This window comes from Enterobacter sp. Res13-Sevr-PEC09-46, from assembly GCF_015672585.1.
In the GTDB taxonomy this organism is placed as follows: domain Bacteria; phylum Pseudomonadota; class Gammaproteobacteria; order Enterobacterales; family Enterobacteriaceae; genus Enterobacter; species Enterobacter hormaechei_C.
This window is the reverse complement of the sequence record NZ_JADABR010000028.1, coordinates 34,479-53,162: the sequence shown is the minus strand read 5'-3', so window position 1 is coordinate 53,162 and position 18,684 is coordinate 34,479. Positions and strand designations below refer to the sequence as shown.

Here is an 18,684-nt window from a genome sequence, read left to right as displayed (position 1 = left end):
AGGAGTGTAAGAAAGGGAAGAAATAGCCACCTTCTCGCCACTGACAGCCCAAATCTCGCGCTGGCAAGAAAGCAAAGATGAACGTGAGGGAGTTCACAGTTTCCAGTAATGGCGGGGTTTGCAGGCAGTGTGACGCTGACCGCATTTCCTGATCTTTCCGCCTGTTTCTTGAAAAACCGACAGCTTTTGCGCGGTTTGCTGTCAAAAATTTAAGGTGAGCGTGGAAGGCCTTAATTACTATTTTGAGAACTTTTCTCATTGGTGGGGGCCGTTATGACCGTACTGCACAGCGTCGATTTTTTTCCTTCGGGGGCTTCGCCGGTCGCGATTGAGCCACGGCTGCCTCAGGCTGCGTTCCCGGAACATCATCATGATTTTCATGAAATTGTGATTGTTGAGCACGGAACGGGCATCCACGTGTTTAACGGTCAGCCGTATACCATCAGCGGCGGTACGGTGTGCTTCGTGCGCGATCACGACAGGCACCTGTATGAACATACCGACAACCTTTGCCTGACCAATGTGCTCTATCGTTCTCCGGATGCGTTCCAGTTTCTCTCCGGGCTGAATCAGCTGTTGCCGCAGGAGAAGGACGGTCACTACCCCTCGCACTGGCGGGTGAATCAGTCCACGTTGCAGCAGGTGCGTCAGCTGGTGAGCCAGATGGAGCAGAGCGAGGATGGACAGGAGACGCACGCCATTGCCACCCGCGAGCTGCTGTTTATGCAGCTGCTGGTGCTGCTGCGGCGCAGCAGCCTGGTGGAAGGGCTGGAAAATAACGACGCGCGCCTGAATCAGCTGATGGCCTGGCTGGAAGATCATTTTGCCGAAGATGTCTGCTGGGAAACGCTGGCGGATGATTTTTCGCTCTCGCTGCGCACGCTGCATCGTCAGCTCAAGCAGCATACCGGGCTGACGCCGCAGCGCTACCTCAACCGTCTGCGCCTGATCAAAGCGCGGCACCTTTTACGTCATACCGACGAAAGCGTCACCGATATCGCCTATCGCTGCGGATTCGGCGACAGTAACCACTTTTCGACGCTTTTTCGCCGGGAGTTTAACTGGTCGCCGCGCGATATTCGTCAGGGGAAAGACGCGTTGCTTCAGTAACGCGAGGGCAGTCACCGTTTTTTTGCTGCAAAAAGGCTAATAATGTCCGGTTATTCGCCGTAGAGGTTGTGGTGTGGCTGCTCAGCTCATTCTTCGCAAAGATGATTTTTTTGCCTCCGCGAGTCAGGCCGTCGCGGTGGCCGACCGCTACCCGCAAAACGTCTTTGCCGAGCACACCCACGAGTTTTGCGAGCTGGTGCTGGTATGGCGAGGCAACGGCCTGCACGTCCTCAACGACCGCCCCTACCGCATCACGCGCGGAGACCTGTTCTACATCCGCGCTGAAGACAAACACTCCTACGCCTCGGTTAACGATCTGGTGTTGCAGAACGTCATCTACTGCCCCGACAGACTTAAACTGAATGTCGACTGGGCGGGCAATATCCCCGGTTTTCATGATGCCAGAGGCGAACCGCACTGGCGCTTAAGCAGCAACGGCATGGCGCAGGTACGCCAGACGATTTCCCAGCTGGAGCAGGAGAGCCAGAAGAGCGATCCGGTGGCAAACCAGATGTCGGAGCTGCTTTTTGCCCAGCTGGTGATGACCCTGAAGCGGCATCGTTACGCTACGGATAATCCCTCTGCTACCACGCAGGAAGCGCTGCTGGATAAGCTCATCACCCGGCTTGCGGGCAGTCTGAACAAGAGTTTCGTGCTGGAAAAATTCTGCGAGCAGGAGCAGTGCAGCGAGCGCGCGCTGCGCCAGCAGTTCCGCACCCAGACGGGGATGACGGTCAACCACTATCTGCGCCAGCTGCGCATCTGCCACGCCCAGTACCTGTTACAGCATACGGAGCTGATGGTGAGTGAAGTGGCGATGCGCTGCGGCTTTGAGGACAGTAACTACTTTTCGGTGGTGTTTAACCGTGAGGTGGGGATGACGCCGGTTCAGTGGCGTCATCGCAGTCGAAAGGCAGCGTAATCAGTTCGCCATGCCGAGGCCGACGATATTGGCCGCAATGATAATCACCACACAGCCCAGGCTCAGCACGCCAACCGGACGACGCCCGGCGTTGTTCCACTCTTTCAGCACCAGCCCAACCAGCCCGCCGCACAGCACGTAGAAGCTCATGTGCAGCATCCAGCTCATGTAGTCATACTGCGCCGGAATACTGGCGTGACCCCAGGCGTAGAAGAAGAATTGCAGATACCACATCAGACCGCCGAGGGCGGAGAGCAGGACGTTGGTGACGATCAGCGGTTTTGCCAGCGAGAAGTCGGCTTTTACCGACAGGTTCTTCACTTTTGCCAGACGAATGAAGCAGAAGCCGAGGTTTACCAGCGCGCCGCCGCCCATGATCACCACGTAGCTTGGCAGGGCAACGTACAGCGGATCGACGCCCAGCGCCGCAGCGGCGTCGTGCATCGGTTTGGCGGCGTTCATGGCGAACGACATGCCCGCCGAGAATACGCCGCACATCACCGCCAGCAGCAGCCCTTTCTTCAGGTTGAACTCTTCGGCTTTGATGCCCATCTTGCGTTCTTTCAGCTGGCCTGCGCGGGTGACGATGCCCACGCCGATCACCGCCACCAGCACGCCCAGCAGCGTCATTCGCCCGCCCTGAGTGTTGATCAGCACGTCGAAGTGGCCGTTGAGGATTGGCGTCATCAGGGTGCCAACAATCAGCGTAATGCCAATCGCGATGCCAATCCCCATCGACATGCCTAGGTAGCGCATGGTGAGGCCGTAGTTGATATTACCGATGCCCCACATCGCGCCGAACAGGAATACCGGCAGCAGGGTGGAGGCGCTGAAGGAGGAGAAGTAGCCCCAGAAATCGGGCAGCAGCATGGCGCTGATTGTCCATGGCAAAATCAGCCAGGACACGGTGCCGCCAACGGACCACATGGTTTCCCATGACCAGCCTTTCACCTTTTTAAACGGGGCATAGAAACAGGCTGCACTGGCCGCGCCTATCAAATGCCAGAAAATACCCATCGTAATCGCATGATTCATTTTTACATCCTCATCGTTTTTATAGCCGGAGGCTTCCCGCCGACTTGATGAGTGTAAAAATGAGGCGGTTTGGGAACCTTCAGAAGGTTGCCGCACTTTTGTTCAGGATGGCAATCAGCACGTTAAGCACGTGAGCAGACTCACAATTTTGTCATTTATCAAAAATCTAATAACCTTATAAAAACTACGGCATTGATAATCATTTTCAATATCATTTAATTAACTATAATGAACCAACTGCTTACGCGGCATTAACAGCTGTGCCGCCCGACAATAATGGAGAGGATTATGAGTTATACACTGCCATCCCTGCCGTATGCCTACGACGCACTGGAACCGCATTTCGACAAGCAGACGATGGAAATCCATCACACTAAACACCACCAGACCTATGTGAACAACGCGAATGCTGCGCTGGAAAGCCTGCCAGAGTTCGCTAATCTGCCTGTTGAAGAGCTGATCACCAAACTGGACCAGCTGCCGGCAGACAAGAAAACCGTGCTGCGCAACAACGCGGGCGGTCACGCTAACCACAGCCTGTTCTGGAAAGGCCTGAAAACCGGCACCACCCTTCAGGGCGACCTGAAAGCGGCTATCGAGCGTGACTTCGGTTCCATTGACAACTTCAAAGCGGAATTCGAAAAAGCCGCTGCAACCCGTTTCGGCTCTGGCTGGGCGTGGCTGGTCCTGAAAGGTGACAAACTGGCGGTCGTTTCTACCGCTAACCAGGACTCCCCGCTGATGGGTGAAGCTATCTCTGGCGCATCCGGCTTCCCAATTCTGGGTCTGGACGTGTGGGAACACGCTTACTACCTGAAGTTCCAGAACCGTCGCCCTGACTACATCAAAGCCTTCTGGGATGTAGTGAACTGGGACGAAGCAGCAGCGCGTTTCGCCGCTAAAAAATAAGGTTGCATTGACGCCTGTGAGAAGCGAGTCTGATGACTCGCTTTTTTTGTATCTGAAGGAGTGGAGATGCATTACCCGGTGAATGTGTTTACAGGCAAGGTAAGGGAGTACGAAGGCAGCCGCCCGAGCGCCATCGCCAAAGTGCAGGTCGACGGTGAGCTGACGTTGACCGATCTCGGGCTTGCGGGTGACCAGCAGGCTGAAAAGAAAATCCACGGCGGGCCCGATCGCGCGCTGTGCCACTATCCGCGCGAGCACTATCAGCACTGGAAAGCCGAATTTCCTGAACAGGCGGACCTCTTCGTCGCCCCCGCGTTTGGCGAAAATCTCTCAACGGAGGGGCTGACGGAGAAGAACGTCTTTATCGGCGATATTTACCGCTGGGGCGATGCTTTGATTCAGGTCACCCAGCCGCGCTCACCGTGCTTTAAGCTTAATTACCATTTCGGCATTCAGGATATGTCGGCCCAGCTGCAAAACGCGGGTAAAACTGGCTGGCTGTATCGCGTTGTGCAGGCGGGACAGGTTTCGGCGGATGCGCCGCTTGAGCTGGCTTCGCGCTTGAGTGAGGTGTCGGTATACGAGGCCTGCGCAATTGCCTGGCATATGCCGTTTGATGACGAGCAGTATCACCGCCTGCTGTCAGCGGCGGGATTATCCACCAGCTGGACCAGAACGATGCAGAAGCGGCGGTTAAGCGGCAAGATCGAGAGCAGTTCGCGGAGATTGTGGGGGAAAGAGGTTCCGTAGAAAGTAGGCCGGGTAAGGCGAAGCCGCCACCCGGCACATACGGTTACGAACGCTTATACAGCGGCAGCCACAGCGTTAACCTCAGCCCGCCCAGCGGGCTGTCATCGGCTTTCACCCAGCCACGGTGCTGTTGCATGGCGGTTTCAACAATCGCCAGACCTAGCCCCGTACCACCAGATTCACGGTCGCGCGCCTCGTCGGTGCGGTAGAACGGACGGAAAATCTGCTCGCGATCTTCCGGGCTGACGCCAGGACCATCGTCATCGACAATGACGGTAATCCCGTCTTTATCCACCGAAAACGCCACTTCAATCTTCGTGTGCGAATAGCGCAGGGCGTTACGCACGATATTCTCCAGCGCGCTTTCCAGCGTGTTGGGGTTACCGTAGAGCGGCCACGGGCCCGGCGGGAAGTTGACGGTGAACGATTTGCCCATCTGCTCCGCTTCGAACGCCGCGTTGTCCAGCACCTCATGCCAGAGGTGATTGGCTTTCACCGTTTCGCTCACCAGCGCGTTTTTCTGCTGATTGCGCGACATCACCAGCAGATCGTTGATCATGCTGTCCAGGCGATGCGCTTCCGTCTCAATACGCTCCAGCTCTTTACTTTCACCGCTGCGGCGGCGCAGCAGGGCGGTACCCAGCTGTAAGCGCGTGAGCGGCGTCCGCAGCTCGTGGGAGATATCCGACAGCAGGCGTTGCTGCGCGGTCATCATGCGGTCAAGAGCAGAGACCATCTGGTTAAAACTGGTTCCGGCGGCCAGGAACTCCTGCGGCCCGGATTCCAGCTCCGGATGCTGCCTCAGGTTGCCCTGCGCCACTTCGTCCGCCGCATTTTTCAGCTTACGCGCCGGTTTCGCCAGGCTCCACGCCAGCCATAACAGCAGCGGGGAACTGACCAGCATCGTGACAATCAACAGCAAAAGCGGACGGTCAAACAGCAGGTTGATAAAGTCGGACTGGGAACTGCTCGCAGGGCGAATCAGATAGAGCTGGTAATTGTCTTCCCCATCCCGCACCGAGAAAGGACCGACCATCTCTACCCGACCATATTTCTTTTTCTGTGGGTGATCGGCATTATCCGCCTGGCCAATAAAGTTGCGGATAATCTGCATTTCATTGCGATCGGCCCCAATCACGCGGCCTTCACTGGTGACCAGTAAAAGACGTTGTCCGGGGGGCGCCCACTTGTCGATAGCGCGAAACAGCCTGCGCCACCACATTAAATCATTCGGCGGATCGTTTGCCAGCTCCGCTTCCACGTGCTGCTCGATCATCACGCCCTGACGTTGCTCGCTGTCGAGTAGCTCCGTCATCTGGCGTGAGTCGAGTTTTGGCAACATCAAAACGAGCATTAAAACCAGTGCCAGCGTCAGCCAGAAGATGGCGAAGATGCGGGCGGTTAAGCTGCCTATCATGAAGCGGAAACCATCAGATAACCGCGACCACGCAGGGTTTTAAACCAGGGATGACCGTCTTTACGCTCCGGCAGCTTACGGCGCAGGTTCGAGATATGCATATCGATGGCGCGGTCAAACGGGGTGAGGCGTTTGCCGAGCACTTCCTGGCTTAAGTGTTCACGCGACACCACCTGGCCGAGATGCTGCGCCAGCAGATACAGCAGGGTGAACTCGGTGCCGGTTAGCTCCAGCGTTTCACCGTCGAAGCTCGCTTCCTGGCGGCCCGGGTTCAGGCTCAGGGAGTCCACTTCCAGCGTAGGTGAGCTGTTGTCGGTATTCTGCTGCTGCTCGCTCCAGTGAGAGCGGCGCAGGATCGCGCGAATACGGGCCACCAGTTCACGGTCGTTGAACGGCTTAGGTAAATAGTCATCCGCACCCAGCTCAAGGCCGAGTACGCGGTCAAGCTCGCTGCCGCGTGCGGTCAGCATAATGACGGGGGTCTGGTGTGTCTGGCGAAGCTCTTTCAACGTATCAATACCGTTTTTCTTCGGCATCATGACGTCGAGCAAAAGTAAATCGATGCTGTCGTCAAGGAGACTCAGCGCCTGCTCGCCATCATGGGCAACCAGGACGTTGAAACCTTCCATGTCGAGCAACTCCTTTAAAAGAGATGTGAGCTCTCGGTCATCATCAACTAACAGGATTTTATTCATTGTTTAAATACCTCCGAGGCAGAAATTACGACATCAAGGCTATCTAATCCATGACTTTACGTTGTTTTACACCCCCTGACGCATGTTTGCAGCCTGAATCGTAGACTGTCTCTCGTTGAATCGCGACACGAAAGATTTTGGGAGCAAGTGATGCGCAAAGTTACCGCTGCCGTCATGGCCTCAACGCTGGCCTTCAGTGCGTTTAGCCAGGCTGCTGTAGCTATCATCAGCGATAACGGTACCTCAGCAGAGGGCGCAACGCAGCACAGCAGCCAAAGCCATATGTTTGACGGCATAAGTTTAACCGAACATCAGCGTCAACAGATGCGAGATCTGATGCAGAGGGCAAGACACGACCAGCCCCCTGTTAATGTTAGCGAAATGGAGACAATGCATCGCCTTGTCACCGCAGAAAATTTTGACGAAAGCGCTGTACGCGCTCAGGCCGAAAAAATGGCGCAGGAACAGGTTGCCCGTCAGGTAGAGATGGCGAAGGTTCGCAACCAGATGTTCCACCTGCTAACGCCCGAGCAGCAAGCGGTTTTGAATACCAAACATCAGCAACGTATGAATCAGTTGCGTGAGGTTGCACGGATGCAGCGAAGCTCAGATATGACGCTTTTCAGTAGCAATAGCAGTACCCGTAGTAACCAGTAAACCCTGTTTTCCTTGCCATAGACACCATCCCTGTCTTCCCCCACATGATGTGGGGGTTTTTTTTGCCCATCGTTCAGGTTTGTTAACGCTTTATTCATCCTTTCACTCCACCACCATCCGTTATACTAGCGCCATGGCATGACAGGAGTGTTTATGAATCAATCCTATGGACGGCTGGTAAGCCGGGCCGCAATAGCCGCGACGGTGATGGCGTCGTGTTTGCTGATCATTAAAATTTTCGCGTGGTGGTACACCGGGTCGGTCAGTATTCTGGCGGCACTGGTGGATTCACTGGTGGATATTGCCGCCTCGCTGACCAACCTGCTGGTGGTGCGCTACTCGCTGCAACCGGCGGATGAAGAGCATACGTTTGGCCACGGCAAAGCGGAATCGCTGGCCGCGCTGGCACAAAGCATGTTTATTTCGGGCTCTGCGCTTTTCCTGTTTTTGACCGGTATTCAGCATCTTATTTCGCCTTCTCCGATGAACGATCCGGGCGTTGGCGTGGTCGTAACGGTAGTTGCACTTATAAGCACACTTGTTCTTGTAACGTTCCAGCGCTGGGTTGTACGCAAAACACAAAGCCAGGCTGTACGGGCCGATATGCTTCATTATCAGTCTGATGTTATGATGAATGGGGCTATTCTTATTGCGCTTGGTCTGGCCTGGTATGGCTGGCATCGGGCCGATGCGTTGTTTGCGTTAGGGATAGGGATCTATATTTTATACAGCGCCTTGCGGATGGGGTATGAAGCGGTACAGTCGCTTCTTGACCGTGCGCTTCCGGATGCAGAACGTGATGAAATTTATGCCATCGTGACCAACTGGCCTGGCGTCAGTGGTGCTCACGATCTTCGTACGCGGCAGTCAGGGCCGACCCGCTTTATTCAGATTCATTTGGAAATGGAAGACAACCTGCCACTGGTTCAGGCGCATATGGTCGCTGAACAGGTGGAGCAGGCGATTTTGCAGCGTTTCCCTGGGTCAGACGTCATTATTCATCAGGATCCGTGCTCTGTCGTACCCAGGGCGTTTTGAGCTTTCGTAATTCGTTGTAAAAAAGTGAGCCAGAGCAGCATTTTGTGGATAAATTACCACCATATGGCCTGACCTGAATCAATTCAGCTGGAAGGGATTGATATACTATTTGCAGTATTCGACGGTTGAACAGTTTCTTCCGGCAGCAGATTTCAATTTTGCATTCCTAAGTTCAGAGGTAGTCATGATTAAGAAAATCGGTGTGTTGACAAGCGGCGGTGATGCGCCGGGCATGAACGCGGCAATCCGTGGGGTTGTCCGTGCAGCGCTGACGGAAGGTCTGGAAGTTTTTGGTATCTATGACGGTTACCTGGGTCTGTATGAAGACCGCATGGTTCAGCTCGACCGCTACAGCGTGTCTGACATGATCAACCGTGGCGGTACTTTCCTCGGTTCTGCACGCTTCCCGGAATTCCGTGACGAACACATCCGTGAAGTGGCTATCGAAAACATGAAAAAACGGGGTCTGGATGCGCTGGTGGTTATCGGCGGCGACGGCTCCTACATGGGTGCAAAACGTCTGACTGAAATGGGCTTCCCGTGCATCGGCCTGCCTGGCACCATCGACAATGACATCAAAGGCACCGACTACACCATCGGTTACTTCACCGCGCTGGGTACCGTTGTGGAAGCGATTGACCGCCTGCGTGACACCTCTTCCTCTCACCAGCGTATTTCTATTGTTGAAGTGATGGGCCGTTACTGCGGTGACCTGACTCTGGCGGCGGCAATTGCCGGTGGCTGTGAGTTCGTGGTGGTACCGGAAGTGGAATTTAGCCGTGAAGATCTGGTCGCTGAAATCAAAGCCGGTATCGCGAAAGGTAAGAAACACGCCATCGTTGCTATCACCGAGCACATCTGTGACGTTGACGAGCTGGCGAAGTACATCGAAACCGAAACCAAACGCGAAACCCGCGCGACCGTTCTGGGTCACATTCAGCGTGGTGGTTCCCCAGGCCCGTACGACCGTATCCTGGCGTCCCGCATGGGCGCGTACGCGATCGAGCTACTGCTTCAGGGCCACGGCGGCCGCTGCGTCGGTATTCAGAACGAGAAACTGGTTCACCATGACATCATCGACGCCATTGAAAACATGAAGCGTCCGTTCAAAGGTGACTGGCTGGACTGCGCGAAAAAACTGTACTGATTGGCTCTGTTGCCCGGTGGCGGCAAGGTAAATGCAAAACGGTAACCCTTGGGTTACCGTTTTTTATGGTTGCTCCCTCTCCCGTGGGAGAGGGTTGGGGTGAGGGCATCAGGCCGCTCATTCACTTTTTTTTATTCCTCCACGTTATAGCCAATCTTTTTTTATTCTTTAATCATCGGTTAGCTTTCTGGCACGCTGCATTCATCAAAACACTACACAAGAGAGCTGGGCGATGAATAAATGGGGCGTGGGGTTAACATTATTGCTGGCATCGACCAGCGTTCTGGCAAAGGACATTCAGTTACTGAACGTGTCGTACGATCCGACGCGTGAACTATACGACCAGTACAACAAAGCTTTCGCGGCGCACTGGAAACAGGAAACCGGCGATAACGTGGTGGTTCGCCAGTCTCACGGCGGTTCCGGTAAGCAGGCGACATCGGTGATCAACGGTATTGAAGCCGATGTGGTTACCCTGGCGCTGGCTTATGACGTGGACGCGATCGCGGAGCGTGGCCGTATCGACAAAAACTGGATCAAACGCCTGCCGGATAACTCCGCGCCATACACCTCGACCATTGTCTTCCTGGTGCGTAAAGGCAACCCGAAACAGATTAAGGACTGGAACGACCTGATTAAGCCAGGCGTGTCTGTCATTACCCCGAACCCAAAAAGCTCCGGCGGCGCACGCTGGAACTATCTGGCAGCCTGGGGCTACGCGCTGCACCACAACAACGGCGATCAGGCCAAAGCACAGGACTTCGTCAAAGCACTGTTTAAAAACGTCGAAGTGCTGGACTCCGGCGCGCGCGGTGCAACCAACACCTTCGTCGAACGCGGCATTGGCGACGTGCTGATCGCCTGGGAAAACGAAGCCCTGCTGGCGACCAACGAGCTGGGTAAAGACAAGTTCGAGATCGTCACCCCGAGCGAATCCATCCTCGCTGAGCCGACCGTCTCCGTCGTCGATAAGGTTGTTGATAAGAAGGGCACCAAAGCGGTGGCGGAAGCCTACCTGAAGTACCTCTACTCACCTGAAGGGCAGGAAATTGCGGCGAAAAACTTCTACCGCCCACGCGATGAGGCCGTCGCGAAGAAATACGAAAACGCCTTCCCGAAACTGAAGCTGTTCACTATTGATGAGGTTTTTGGCGGCTGGACCAAAGCGCAGAAAGAGCACTTCTCTAACGGCGGCACCTTCGACCAGATCAGCAAGCGCTAAGCGTTTTACACAGAACGACACGGTAACCCGGTGTGAGAAATCCGCCGGGTTTTTTATTTGGTCATCATTTTGCGTTACTCTTTTGCCTCTATTGAAAACAGGGAACGCGTTGTGAAAAAAATTATCTTACTGATTCTGATCGTTATCGCCCTTGCCGCAGGCGGCGTGTACTGGATGAAAGCGGGTAATCCGAATGCGTTGCGTCATATCGTTCTCGACCAGTGTGTGCCCAACCAGCTGCACAACCGTAACCCGGCACCGTGCGCGCAGGTGAAGCCAGATGCGGGCTACGTGGTGTTCAAGGACCGCAACGGGCCGCTGCAATACCTGCTGATGCCCACGTACCGTATCAACGGCACCGAAAGCCCGCTGCTGACTGAGCCGCAGACACCGAATTTCTTCTGGCTGGCATGGCAGTCGCGTAATTTTATGAGCATGAAACGGGGGGCCGACGTGCCTGACAGCGCCGTTTCGCTGACCATCAACTCCCCGACCGGGCGCACGCAAAACCATTTTCATATCCACATCTCCTGTCTGCGCCCAGACGTGCGCGAGAAGCTGAACGCGTCGCAGGGGCAAATCAGCACCCAGTGGTTACCGCTTCCGGGCGGGCTGGAAGGGCATGAATACCTTGCCCGTCGGGTGACGGAGAACGAACTGGTGCAGCGCAGCCCGTTTATGATGCTGGCGGAAGAGCTGCCGGAAGCCCGCGATCATATGGGACGCTTCGCGCTGGCGATGGCGCAGCAGTCGGACGGCTCGTTTGTATTGCTGGCGACAGAGCGTAACCTGCTTACCTTTAACCGCGCGTCGGCTGAGGAATTGCAGGATCATCAATGCGATATCCTGAAGTGACCCCACCATAAATAGCGTTTACTCGCCCTGCCTGTCGCCGTAGACTTGCTGAAAAATTCTACAGGAGACAGGTATGTCGCTCTGGTTAACGCATCCTCTGCTGCTTCCCTCGCTGATCGTCGGCGTCACCATCGTGCTGTGGGCGACGTCGCTGTTGCCGGAATTTATCACCGCGTTGTTGTTTTTCACGGCGGCGATGACCGCCAGAATCGCCCCGCCGGAAGTGATCTTCGGCGGCTTCGCCTCGTCTGCCTTCTGGCTGGTGTTCAGCGGCTTTGTGCTGGGCGTGGCGATTCGGAAAACCGGCCTGGCGGACAGGGCCGCCCGGGCGCTGTCGGCAAAGCTTACCGACTCCTGGGTGCTGATGGTGGCGAGCGTTGTGCTGCTGAGCTATGCCCTGGCATTCGTGATGCCGTCGAACATGGGACGTATTGCGCTGCTGATGCCGATTGTCGCCGCGATGGCGAAGCGGGCCGGCATTCCTGATGGCTCGCGGGCCTGGTTTGGCCTGGCGCTGGCGGTCGGGTTTGGCACCTTCCAGCTCTCGGCCACTATTTTGCCCGCCAACGTGCCCAACCTGGTGATGAGCGGCGCGGCGGAAGGCTCATACGGTATCCACCTCAACTATGTCCCGTATCTGCTGCTGCACACCCCGGTGCTGGGTATTCTCAAAGGCCTGATTCTGATTGGCCTGATCTGCTGGCTGTTCCCCGGCAACCCGAAACCGGCGAAGGATCTCACGCCATCGGAACCGATGGGGCGTGACGAAAAACGACTCGCCTGGCTGCTGGCGGTGGTGTTGACGATGTGGGTGACGGAGAGCTGGCACGGCGTTGGGCCAGCGTGGACGGGGCTGGCGGCCTCGGTCATCGTTATGCTGCCGCGCATCGGTTTTATCACCGGGGAGGAGTTCTCGGCGGGGGTGAATATGCGCACCTGTATTTACGTCGCGGGTATACTCGGGCTGGCCATTACGGTGACGCAGACCGGTATCGGTGCGGCTGTAGGCGAGGCGTTGCTCCATATCATGCCGCTGGATGCAGACCGCCCGTTTACCAGCTTCCTGGCGCTGACGGGGATCACCACGGCGCTCAACTTCATTATGACCGCCAACGGCGTTCCTGCGCTGTACACCACGCTGGCGCAGAGCTTCTCGGACGCGACCGGCTTCCCGCTGCTGTCGGTGATCATGATTCAGGTGCTGGGGTATTCCACGCCGCTGCTGCCGTATCAGGCGTCGCCGATTGTAGTGGCGATGGGCTTAGGGAAAGTGCCTGCGAAGGCGGGGATGCTGCTTTGTCTGGCGCTGGCGATTGCGACGTATCTGGTGCTGCTGCCGCTGGATTATTTGTGGTTTAGCGTGTTAGGTCGTTTGTAGGGCGGGTTAGCGAAGCGCCACCCGCCACAAAGGCAATTACGCCTGCTTAGCCGCTTCTGCCGCTTTAACGATCACCGCGAAAGCGTCTGCTTTCAGGGATGCGCCACCAACCAGTGCGCCATCGATGTCTGGCTGGGTGAACAGCTCAGCTGCGTTTGATGCGTTAACGGAACCGCCGTACTGGATGATGACCTGCTCAGCCACTTTCGCGTCTGCTTTTGCAATGTGGTCACGGATGAACTTGTGCACCGCCTGAGCCTGCGCAGGAGTTGCAGATTTGCCGGTACCGATCGCCCAGACTGGCTCGTAAGCGATAACCGCGCCTTCGAACGCTGCCGCGCCCTGGGTTTTCAGCACAGCGTCGATCTGACGTGCGCACACTTCTTCGGTTTTGCCTGCTTCGTTTTCTGCTTCGGTTTCACCGATGCACAGAACCGGGATCAGACCCTGCTCTTTCAGCACAGCGAATTTCTTCGCGATGAACTCATCGGATTCTTTGTGATAGGTGCGACGCTCGGAGTGGCCGATGATGATGTATTTCGCGCCGATATCTTTCAGCATTTCAGCGGAGGTTTCACCGGTGAACGCGCCAGACAGGTTAACGTCAACGTTCTGCGCGCCCAGAATGATGTGGCTGCCGTCAGCGGCACGTTTAGCCAGATCCAGGTACATATCCGGCGGAGCGATAGCAACCGCGCAGCCGGTCACGCCAGCCAGCTCTTTACGCAGGTTAGCAACCAGTTCGTTTACCATATGGCGGCTGCCGTTCAGTTTCCAGTTACCCATCACTAAAGGATGTCGCATTTCAATTCTCCACGCTCAATAAGCGAATTAAGTAATATGGCCGCCCTGTCGGGCAGCATGGTCTGTGAATCAGTATAGAGATTTTCCCTCGAAAGGCTTTGCTTTTTGTCATTAATTCGCCCCCTCGAGTGCGTCTGATAGGGCCAGCTTAATCGGTTCAACCGCGAAGGTCAGCCCCTTTTCGCCGTTATCTGCGACGACATAGCGAACGGCACCTTCCGTATCGGCGTAATAGCGTTTGTTTTTCCCGGCGGTAAGCAGTTTTTGCAGCTTTTGCTGGCTTTGCGCTTTCGTGAAGGTGGGGGTAAAGGCGCGCAGAATAGCGCTCATGTACTCCAGCGCTTTCGCTTTCGCCGCTTTCTGCTCTGGCCCCTGAATCGGCAGCCAGGTGATCTGCATACTTTTGATTTTTAACGTTCCGCGCTCAAGGGCGGTAGAGGCATACAGATTCTCGTTAATTTTGCTGGCCGCGCGGGTCAGGGTCGGCGTATCGCGGGCGCTGTCAATCGCACGGAACTCTCCCAGCGGAAGTGAGGGGTTTTCTTTGTTGAAGGCTTCGCGGAACTGGCTGATAGATTGATCGAAAGAGGGGGCGCCCGCCAGAAGATAGGGGGCGGTGACCGGGGAAGCCGTTTCCGCGGCATACAGGGAAAAACTGGCGCTCAGCATCGCTAAACACAAATAAAGAGAGTGTGCCGAACTTTTCATCAACATTGCCCCTGGCCGTCATTGCCCATGATTAAAACGATATCTGGTCGGCTTGTCAAAAGGTCACAACTCCAGGGTAAAATGCGGGCTAAACAATAATAAGGAACCTTACATGACCATACAGCAGTGGCTGTTTTCATTCAAAGGGCGTATTGGACGCCGTGACTTCTGGATCTGGATTGCAACGTGGGTTGTCGCCATGCTGCTTCTGTTTTTTGTTGCCTACAACGCATGGCTGAGCACGCAAACGGCGGCATTTGCGCTGGTCTGTTTACTGTGGCCAACCGCCGCCGTAGTGGTGAAACGTCTGCACGATCGTGGCCGCTCCGGCGCATGGGCTTTCCTGATTATTCTGGCGTGGATGCTGGTGGCGGGGAACTGGTCAATGCTGCCCTCAATCCTCCCATGGGTGGTGGGCAGACTGCTGCCGACGGTTATCTTTGTAATGATGGTTGTCGAACTGGGCGCGTTTATCGGCACCCAGAGCGAGAACAAATATGGAAAAGATACCCTTGAGGTGAAGTACCGCTGATCACCAGTAGTGTTCGGCGGTCATGTGGCCCGGCCGGCGGCGAAGGTGCTTCGTCATCTGCCGGGTATCCTTCAGCAACTGCTGCGTATCGCGTACCATCTGCGGGTTACCGCACAGCATCACATGGCTGGTTTCGGTATTCATCGGTAAACCCACCGCTTCTTCCAGCGCGCCGCTTTCAATCAACGCCGGAACGCGACCGGTTAACGAGCCGGCTGCGGTTTCGCGGCTGACCACCGTCTGAATTTTTAACTTCCCGCCATATCGCTGTTCCAGCGCCTGCATCTGCGGCAAATAGCTCAGGTCTGCGGCGTAGCGCGCGGCGTGAACCAGCACGATATTTTTAAAGCGCTCCAGATCTTTGCCGTATTGCAGAATGGAGAGATACGGGCCGATGGCCGTGCCGGTCGCCAGCATCCAGAGCGTGTCACAGTCGGGGATTTCATCCAGCACGAAGAACCCCGCCGCGTCGGAGACAATCTGCACGTCATCGCCCGGCTTCAGCGCGGCGAGGCGCGGGCTGAGCTTACCGTCCGGGACGGTGACCAGATAGAACTCAAGGTCCGGGTTATCAGGCGCATTAACGTAAGAGTAGGCGCGCTGTACGCGTTCACCGTCGATATCCAGCCCGAGTTTGGCAAACTGCCCGGCAGTAAACGGATGAACGGGAGCGTGCAGCGTGAGGCTAAATAGCGCATCGGTCCAGAACTGTACCTTTGTGACTTTACCTGTTACCCAGTCCGCCATGATCTTCTCCTGTGCTGTTTCTCTCTTCTATCTTCCGTACTTGTGGGAAACATTTCCAGCCCATTCGGGCCGGAAAGCTCTATCGATCAAACGGTTTTACAGAATGTGCGTCTGTACGTCCGGATCTTTACGATCGAGATAATGAATGGACTTAATGCGGCGAATAGTGCGGGATTTACCGCGGATCAGCAGGGTTTCAGTGGTGGCCATGTTGCCCTTGCGGGTGATGCCGTCCAGCAGATCGCCTTTGGTGATGCCGGTTGCAGAGAAGACGACGTTATCGCTGCGCGCCATGTCGTTCAGCGCCAGTACTTTATTGGCTTCGATGCCCATCGCTGCGCAGCGCGCCAGTTCGTCTGCACCAATGCGAAGGTTCTCGTCGCTGTCGCCTTTGACCTCATGGCGTGGCAGCAGACGCGCCTGCATATCGCCGTCCAGCGCGCGGATCACTGCCGCAGAGACCACACCCTCCGGCGCGCCGCCGATGCCGTAAAGCACGTCGACTTCGCTGTCCGGCATGCAGGTCAGAATAGAGGCGGCAACGTCGCCATCCGGAATAGCAAACACGCGTACGCCGAGCGCTTGCAGGTACGCGATGGTGGCGTCGTGGCGCGGTTTCGCCAGAATGGTCACGGTGAGTTCGCTGAGCGCTTTACCCAGCGCCGCGGCGATATTGCGCAGGTTGGCGTCCAGCGGCAGGCTAAGGTCGATAGCGCCTTTAGCGCCAGGACCGACGATCAGTTTTTCCATGTACATATCGGGCGCGTTGAGGAAGCAGCCCTTATCGCCCACCGCCAGTACCGCCAGCGCGTTGGCCTGGCCCATCGCCGTCATGCGCGTGCCTTCAATCGGGTCGACCGCGATATCCACCGCATCGCCTTTGCCCGTCCCGACTTTTTCACCTATATAGAGCATCGGCGCTTCGTCGATTTCGCCTTCGCCAATGACGATAGTGCCATCGATATTGACCTGATTAAGCACAATGCGCATGGCGTGGACGGCAGCGCCGTCTGCGGTATTTTTGTCGCCACGGCCCAGCCACTTGTAGCCTGCGAGGGCGGCAGCTTCGGTGACGCGGGAAAACTCGATAGCAAGTTCACGTTTCATGAGGTACTCGTACAATCAAAAGGAATTGCACGAAGTTTATCACAGAGTGGGGAGGGGCGAGGGGACCGGTGCGGTCGGAGCCCCTCACCCTAACCCTCTCCCAGGGGAGAGGGAATATAGGTTTACTCGTCGTGCTCTTCCCACGCCAGGGCACGTTTCACCGCTTTCTTCCAGCCGCTGTAGCGGTAGTTGCGCTCGGTGGTTTCGATGCCAGGACGGAATTCGCGTTCGATAACCGCTTTTTCCTGAAGCTCGTCGAGGTTTTGCCAGAAGCCAACCGCCAGACCTGCCAGATACGCCGCGCCCAGCGCCGTCACTTCTCGCACCTCAGGACGTTCAACGCGGGTGCCCAGAATGTCGGACTGGAACTGCATCAGGAAGTTGTTCGCGACCGCACCGCCGTCCACGCGCAGGGCGTGCAGACGAATGCCGGAGTCAGCCTGCATCGCTTCCAGCACGTCGCGCGTCTGATAGGCGATAGATTCCAGCGTCGCGCGAATAATGTGGTTTGAGTTCACGCCGCGCGTCAGGCCGAAAATCGCGCCGCGGGCATACGGGTCCCAGTACGGTGCGCCCAGACCGGTGAATGCTGGCACCACGTACACGCCGTTGGTGTCTTTCACTTTGGTCGCGAAGTATTCGGAGTCAAACGCGTCGCTGATCAGCTTCATCTCGTCGCGCAGCCACTGAATGGAAGCACCCGCCATGAATACCGCGCCTTCCAGGGCATAGTTCACTTCGCCGCGCGGGCCGCAGGCGATGGTGGTCAGCAGACCGTTTTCTGATTTCACCGCTTTCTCGCCGGTGTTCATCAGCATAAAACAACCGGTGCCGTAGGTGTTCTTCGCCATCCCTTCCTTGACGCACAGCTGGCCGAACAGGGCCGCCTGCTGGTCACCGGCGATACCGGCGATAGGAATACGGGTGCCACCTTTACCGCCAATGTTGGTCTGGCCATACACTTCTGAAGACTTACGGACTTCTGGCAGCATCGCGCGCGGAATGTCCAGCGCGTCCAGCATCTTGTCATCCCACTCAAGGGTGTTGATGTTGAACAGCATGGTGCGCGAGGCGTTGGTGTAGTCGGTGACGTGAACGCGTCCCTGAGTCATCTTCCAGATAAGCCAGGTATCGACGGTGCCGAACAGTAGCTCGCCACGTCGTGCGCGCTCGCGTGAACCTTCCACGTGGTCGAGGATCCACTTCACTTTGGTGCCGGAGAAATAGGGGTCAACCACCAGGCCGGTGGCGCTGCGCACGTACTCTTCCATTCCTTCGCGCTTCAGCTGTTCGCAGATCTCTGACGTACGACGGCACTGCCAGACAATGGCGTTGTAGATGGGCTTACCGGTTTCGCGCTCCCAGACCACAGTCGTTTCACGCTGGTTGGTGATACCGATAGCGGCAATCTGGTCAGAACTGATGTCGGCTTTCGCCAGCACTTCCACCAGCGTGGAGCTTTGCGACGCCCAGATCTCCATCGGGTCGTGTTCTACCCAGCCTGGACGCGGATAAATTTGCTCAAATTCGCGTTGAGACACGCTGACAATGTTCGCGTCATGATCCATTACGACAGCGCGGGAGCTGGTGGTGCCCTGGTCGAGCGCAACGATATATTTTTTTTCGGTCATGGTATGTGTCCCGTAGTCAG

At 56.3% G+C, this 18,684-nt stretch carries 20 protein-coding genes; 12 read left to right on the top strand and 8 right to left on the bottom strand.

The window, feature by feature from the left end; translation table 11 throughout:
* Positions 1 to 108: 108 nt before the first annotated feature.
* The 3 genes from IMQ56_RS23150 (at position 109) to rhaR (ending at position 2,032) form a co-directional block, all read left to right on the top strand.
* On the top strand, positions 109 to 213 hold the full coding sequence (locus IMQ56_RS23150) for a hypothetical protein (RefSeq protein WP_015569933.1): 105 nt from the start codon (positions 109 to 111) through the stop codon (positions 211 to 213).
* A gap of 60 nt (positions 214 to 273) precedes the next feature.
* Complete coding sequence (rhaS, locus tag IMQ56_RS17970; protein WP_015569934.1) at positions 274 to 1,110, top strand: HTH-type transcriptional activator RhaS; 837 nt, start codon at positions 274 to 276, stop codon at positions 1,108 to 1,110.
* A 73-nt stretch (positions 1,111 to 1,183) separates the two neighbouring features.
* Positions 1,184 to 2,032: an HTH-type transcriptional activator RhaR gene (gene rhaR, locus IMQ56_RS17965; protein WP_017382695.1), complete on the top strand. Its 849-nt coding sequence runs from the start codon at positions 1,184 to 1,186 to the stop codon at positions 2,030 to 2,032.
* Here rhaR and rhaT read toward each other — a convergent pair whose 3' ends face one another.
* On the bottom strand, positions 2,033 to 3,067 hold the full coding sequence (gene rhaT, locus IMQ56_RS17960; protein WP_063859758.1) for an L-rhamnose/proton symporter RhaT: 1,035 nt from the start codon (positions 3,065 to 3,067) through the stop codon (positions 2,033 to 2,035).
* A 288-nt stretch (positions 3,068 to 3,355) separates the two neighbouring features.
* On the opposite strand from rhaT, the gene sodA reads away from it, so the two are divergent.
* Complete coding sequence (gene sodA, locus IMQ56_RS17955; protein WP_061096507.1) at positions 3,356 to 3,976, top strand: superoxide dismutase [Mn]; 621 nt, start codon at positions 3,356 to 3,358, stop codon at positions 3,974 to 3,976.
* A gap of 66 nt (positions 3,977 to 4,042) precedes the next feature.
* On the top strand, positions 4,043 to 4,726 hold the full coding sequence (gene yiiM, locus IMQ56_RS17950; protein ID WP_017382697.1) for a 6-hydroxyaminopurine reductase: 684 nt from the start codon (positions 4,043 to 4,045) through the stop codon (positions 4,724 to 4,726).
* Positions 4,727 to 4,769: 43 nt separating this feature from the next.
* Here yiiM and cpxA read toward each other — a convergent pair whose 3' ends face one another.
* Positions 4,770 to 6,143 carry an envelope stress sensor histidine kinase CpxA gene (cpxA, locus tag IMQ56_RS17945; protein ID WP_015569937.1) on the bottom strand — a complete coding sequence of 458 codons (1,374 nt, stop codon included), beginning with the start codon at positions 6,141 to 6,143 and terminating at the stop codon, positions 4,770 to 4,772.
* A complete protein-coding gene (cpxR, locus tag IMQ56_RS17940) occupies positions 6,140 to 6,838 on the bottom strand; it encodes an envelope stress response regulator transcription factor CpxR (protein ID WP_003862004.1) in 699 nt (232 codons plus the stop codon). The genes cpxA and cpxR overlap by 4 nt, the downstream gene beginning before the upstream one ends.
* A gap of 150 nt (positions 6,839 to 6,988) precedes the next feature.
* Here cpxR and cpxP point away from each other — a divergent pair, with 150 nt between their 5' ends.
* From cpxP to IMQ56_RS17910, 6 genes are all read left to right on the top strand, one after another.
* Complete coding sequence (cpxP, locus tag IMQ56_RS17935) at positions 6,989 to 7,495, top strand: cell-envelope stress modulator CpxP (protein WP_040118243.1); 507 nt, start codon at positions 6,989 to 6,991, stop codon at positions 7,493 to 7,495.
* A gap of 153 nt (positions 7,496 to 7,648) precedes the next feature.
* Positions 7,649 to 8,533, top strand: a complete 885-nt coding sequence (fieF, locus tag IMQ56_RS17930) for a CDF family cation-efflux transporter FieF (RefSeq protein WP_017382698.1) — start codon at positions 7,649 to 7,651, stop codon at positions 8,531 to 8,533.
* 184 nt (positions 8,534 to 8,717) lie between these two features.
* Positions 8,718 to 9,680, top strand: a complete 963-nt coding sequence (gene pfkA / locus IMQ56_RS17925) for a 6-phosphofructokinase (RefSeq protein ID WP_003862009.1) — start codon at positions 8,718 to 8,720, stop codon at positions 9,678 to 9,680.
* A gap of 232 nt (positions 9,681 to 9,912) precedes the next feature.
* On the top strand, positions 9,913 to 10,902 hold the full coding sequence (locus IMQ56_RS17920) for a sulfate ABC transporter substrate-binding protein (RefSeq protein WP_032660777.1): 990 nt from the start codon (positions 9,913 to 9,915) through the stop codon (positions 10,900 to 10,902).
* A gap of 111 nt (positions 10,903 to 11,013) precedes the next feature.
* Complete coding sequence (locus IMQ56_RS17915; RefSeq protein ID WP_045334307.1) at positions 11,014 to 11,757, top strand: CDP-diacylglycerol diphosphatase; 744 nt, start codon at positions 11,014 to 11,016, stop codon at positions 11,755 to 11,757.
* 73 nt (positions 11,758 to 11,830) lie between these two features.
* A complete protein-coding gene (locus tag IMQ56_RS17910; RefSeq protein WP_023304636.1) occupies positions 11,831 to 13,135 on the top strand; it encodes an SLC13 family permease in 1,305 nt (434 codons plus the stop codon).
* Between the two features lie 36 nt (positions 13,136 to 13,171).
* On the opposite strand, the gene tpiA is transcribed toward IMQ56_RS17910, so the two are convergent.
* Together tpiA and IMQ56_RS17900 are read right to left on the bottom strand one after the other, a co-directional pair.
* Entirely contained in the window at positions 13,172 to 13,939 is a 768-nt protein-coding gene (tpiA, locus tag IMQ56_RS17905) for a triose-phosphate isomerase (protein ID WP_003862019.1), read from the bottom strand.
* A 111-nt stretch (positions 13,940 to 14,050) separates the two neighbouring features.
* Positions 14,051 to 14,647 carry a DUF1454 family protein gene (locus tag IMQ56_RS17900; RefSeq protein WP_017383094.1) on the bottom strand — a complete coding sequence of 199 codons (597 nt, stop codon included), beginning with the start codon at positions 14,645 to 14,647 and terminating at the stop codon, positions 14,051 to 14,053.
* Positions 14,648 to 14,759: 112 nt separating this feature from the next.
* On the opposite strand from IMQ56_RS17900, the gene IMQ56_RS17895 reads away from it, so the two are divergent.
* Entirely contained in the window at positions 14,760 to 15,179 is a 420-nt protein-coding gene (locus IMQ56_RS17895; protein ID WP_006808672.1) for a DUF805 domain-containing protein, read from the top strand.
* Here IMQ56_RS17895 and fpr read toward each other — a convergent pair whose 3' ends face one another.
* The 3 genes from fpr to glpK form a co-directional block, all read right to left on the bottom strand.
* Complete coding sequence (fpr, locus tag IMQ56_RS17890; RefSeq protein WP_017383095.1) at positions 15,180 to 15,926, bottom strand: ferredoxin--NADP(+) reductase; 747 nt, start codon at positions 15,924 to 15,926, stop codon at positions 15,180 to 15,182.
* 96 nt (positions 15,927 to 16,022) lie between these two features.
* Positions 16,023 to 17,033 (bottom strand): class II fructose-bisphosphatase, encoded by a 1,011-nt coding sequence (gene glpX / locus IMQ56_RS17885; protein WP_017383096.1) that lies wholly within the window; start codon positions 17,031 to 17,033, stop codon positions 16,023 to 16,025.
* Positions 17,034 to 17,155: 122 nt separating this feature from the next.
* The gene (gene glpK, locus IMQ56_RS17880) at positions 17,156 to 18,664 is read right to left on the bottom strand and encodes a glycerol kinase GlpK (protein ID WP_006808669.1); all 1,509 of its coding nucleotides are present in this window, start codon (positions 18,662 to 18,664) and stop codon (positions 17,156 to 17,158) included.
* Between the last annotated feature and the right edge of the window lie 20 nt (positions 18,665 to 18,684).

What these genes read in the sequence shown, in the direction of transcription:
- IMQ56_RS23150 (WP_015569933.1), top strand. Translation starts at nt 109, where the DNA reads ATGGCGGGGTTTGCAGGCAGTGTGACGCTGACCGCATTTCCTGATCTT.
- rhaS (WP_015569934.1), top strand. Translation starts at nt 274, where the DNA reads ATGACCGTACTGCACAGCGTCGATTTTTTTCCTTCGGGGGCTTCGCCG.
- rhaT (WP_063859758.1), bottom strand. Translation starts at nt 3,067, where the DNA reads ATGAATCATGCGATTACGATGGGTATTTTCTGGCATTTGATAGGCGCG.
- sodA (WP_061096507.1), top strand. Translation starts at nt 3,356, where the DNA reads ATGAGTTATACACTGCCATCCCTGCCGTATGCCTACGACGCACTGGAA.
- yiiM (WP_017382697.1), top strand. Translation starts at nt 4,043, where the DNA reads ATGCATTACCCGGTGAATGTGTTTACAGGCAAGGTAAGGGAGTACGAA.
- cpxA (WP_015569937.1), bottom strand. Translation starts at nt 6,143, where the DNA reads ATGATAGGCAGCTTAACCGCCCGCATCTTCGCCATCTTCTGGCTGACG.
- cpxR (WP_003862004.1), bottom strand. Translation starts at nt 6,838, where the DNA reads ATGAATAAAATCCTGTTAGTTGATGATGACCGAGAGCTCACATCTCTT.
- cpxP (WP_040118243.1), top strand. Translation starts at nt 6,989, where the DNA reads ATGCGCAAAGTTACCGCTGCCGTCATGGCCTCAACGCTGGCCTTCAGT.
- fieF (WP_017382698.1), top strand. Translation starts at nt 7,649, where the DNA reads ATGAATCAATCCTATGGACGGCTGGTAAGCCGGGCCGCAATAGCCGCG.
- pfkA (WP_003862009.1), top strand. Translation starts at nt 8,718, where the DNA reads ATGATTAAGAAAATCGGTGTGTTGACAAGCGGCGGTGATGCGCCGGGC.
- IMQ56_RS17920 (WP_032660777.1), top strand. Translation starts at nt 9,913, where the DNA reads ATGAATAAATGGGGCGTGGGGTTAACATTATTGCTGGCATCGACCAGC.
- IMQ56_RS17910 (WP_023304636.1), top strand. Translation starts at nt 11,831, where the DNA reads ATGTCGCTCTGGTTAACGCATCCTCTGCTGCTTCCCTCGCTGATCGTC.
- tpiA (WP_003862019.1), bottom strand. Translation starts at nt 13,939, where the DNA reads ATGCGACATCCTTTAGTGATGGGTAACTGGAAACTGAACGGCAGCCGC.
- IMQ56_RS17900 (WP_017383094.1), bottom strand. Translation starts at nt 14,647, where the DNA reads ATGAAAAGTTCGGCACACTCTCTTTATTTGTGTTTAGCGATGCTGAGC.
- IMQ56_RS17895 (WP_006808672.1), top strand. Translation starts at nt 14,760, where the DNA reads ATGACCATACAGCAGTGGCTGTTTTCATTCAAAGGGCGTATTGGACGC.
- fpr (WP_017383095.1), bottom strand. Translation starts at nt 15,926, where the DNA reads ATGGCGGACTGGGTAACAGGTAAAGTCACAAAGGTACAGTTCTGGACC.
- glpX (WP_017383096.1), bottom strand. Translation starts at nt 17,033, where the DNA reads ATGAAACGTGAACTTGCTATCGAGTTTTCCCGCGTCACCGAAGCTGCC.
- glpK (WP_006808669.1), bottom strand. Translation starts at nt 18,664, where the DNA reads ATGACCGAAAAAAAATATATCGTTGCGCTCGACCAGGGCACCACCAGC.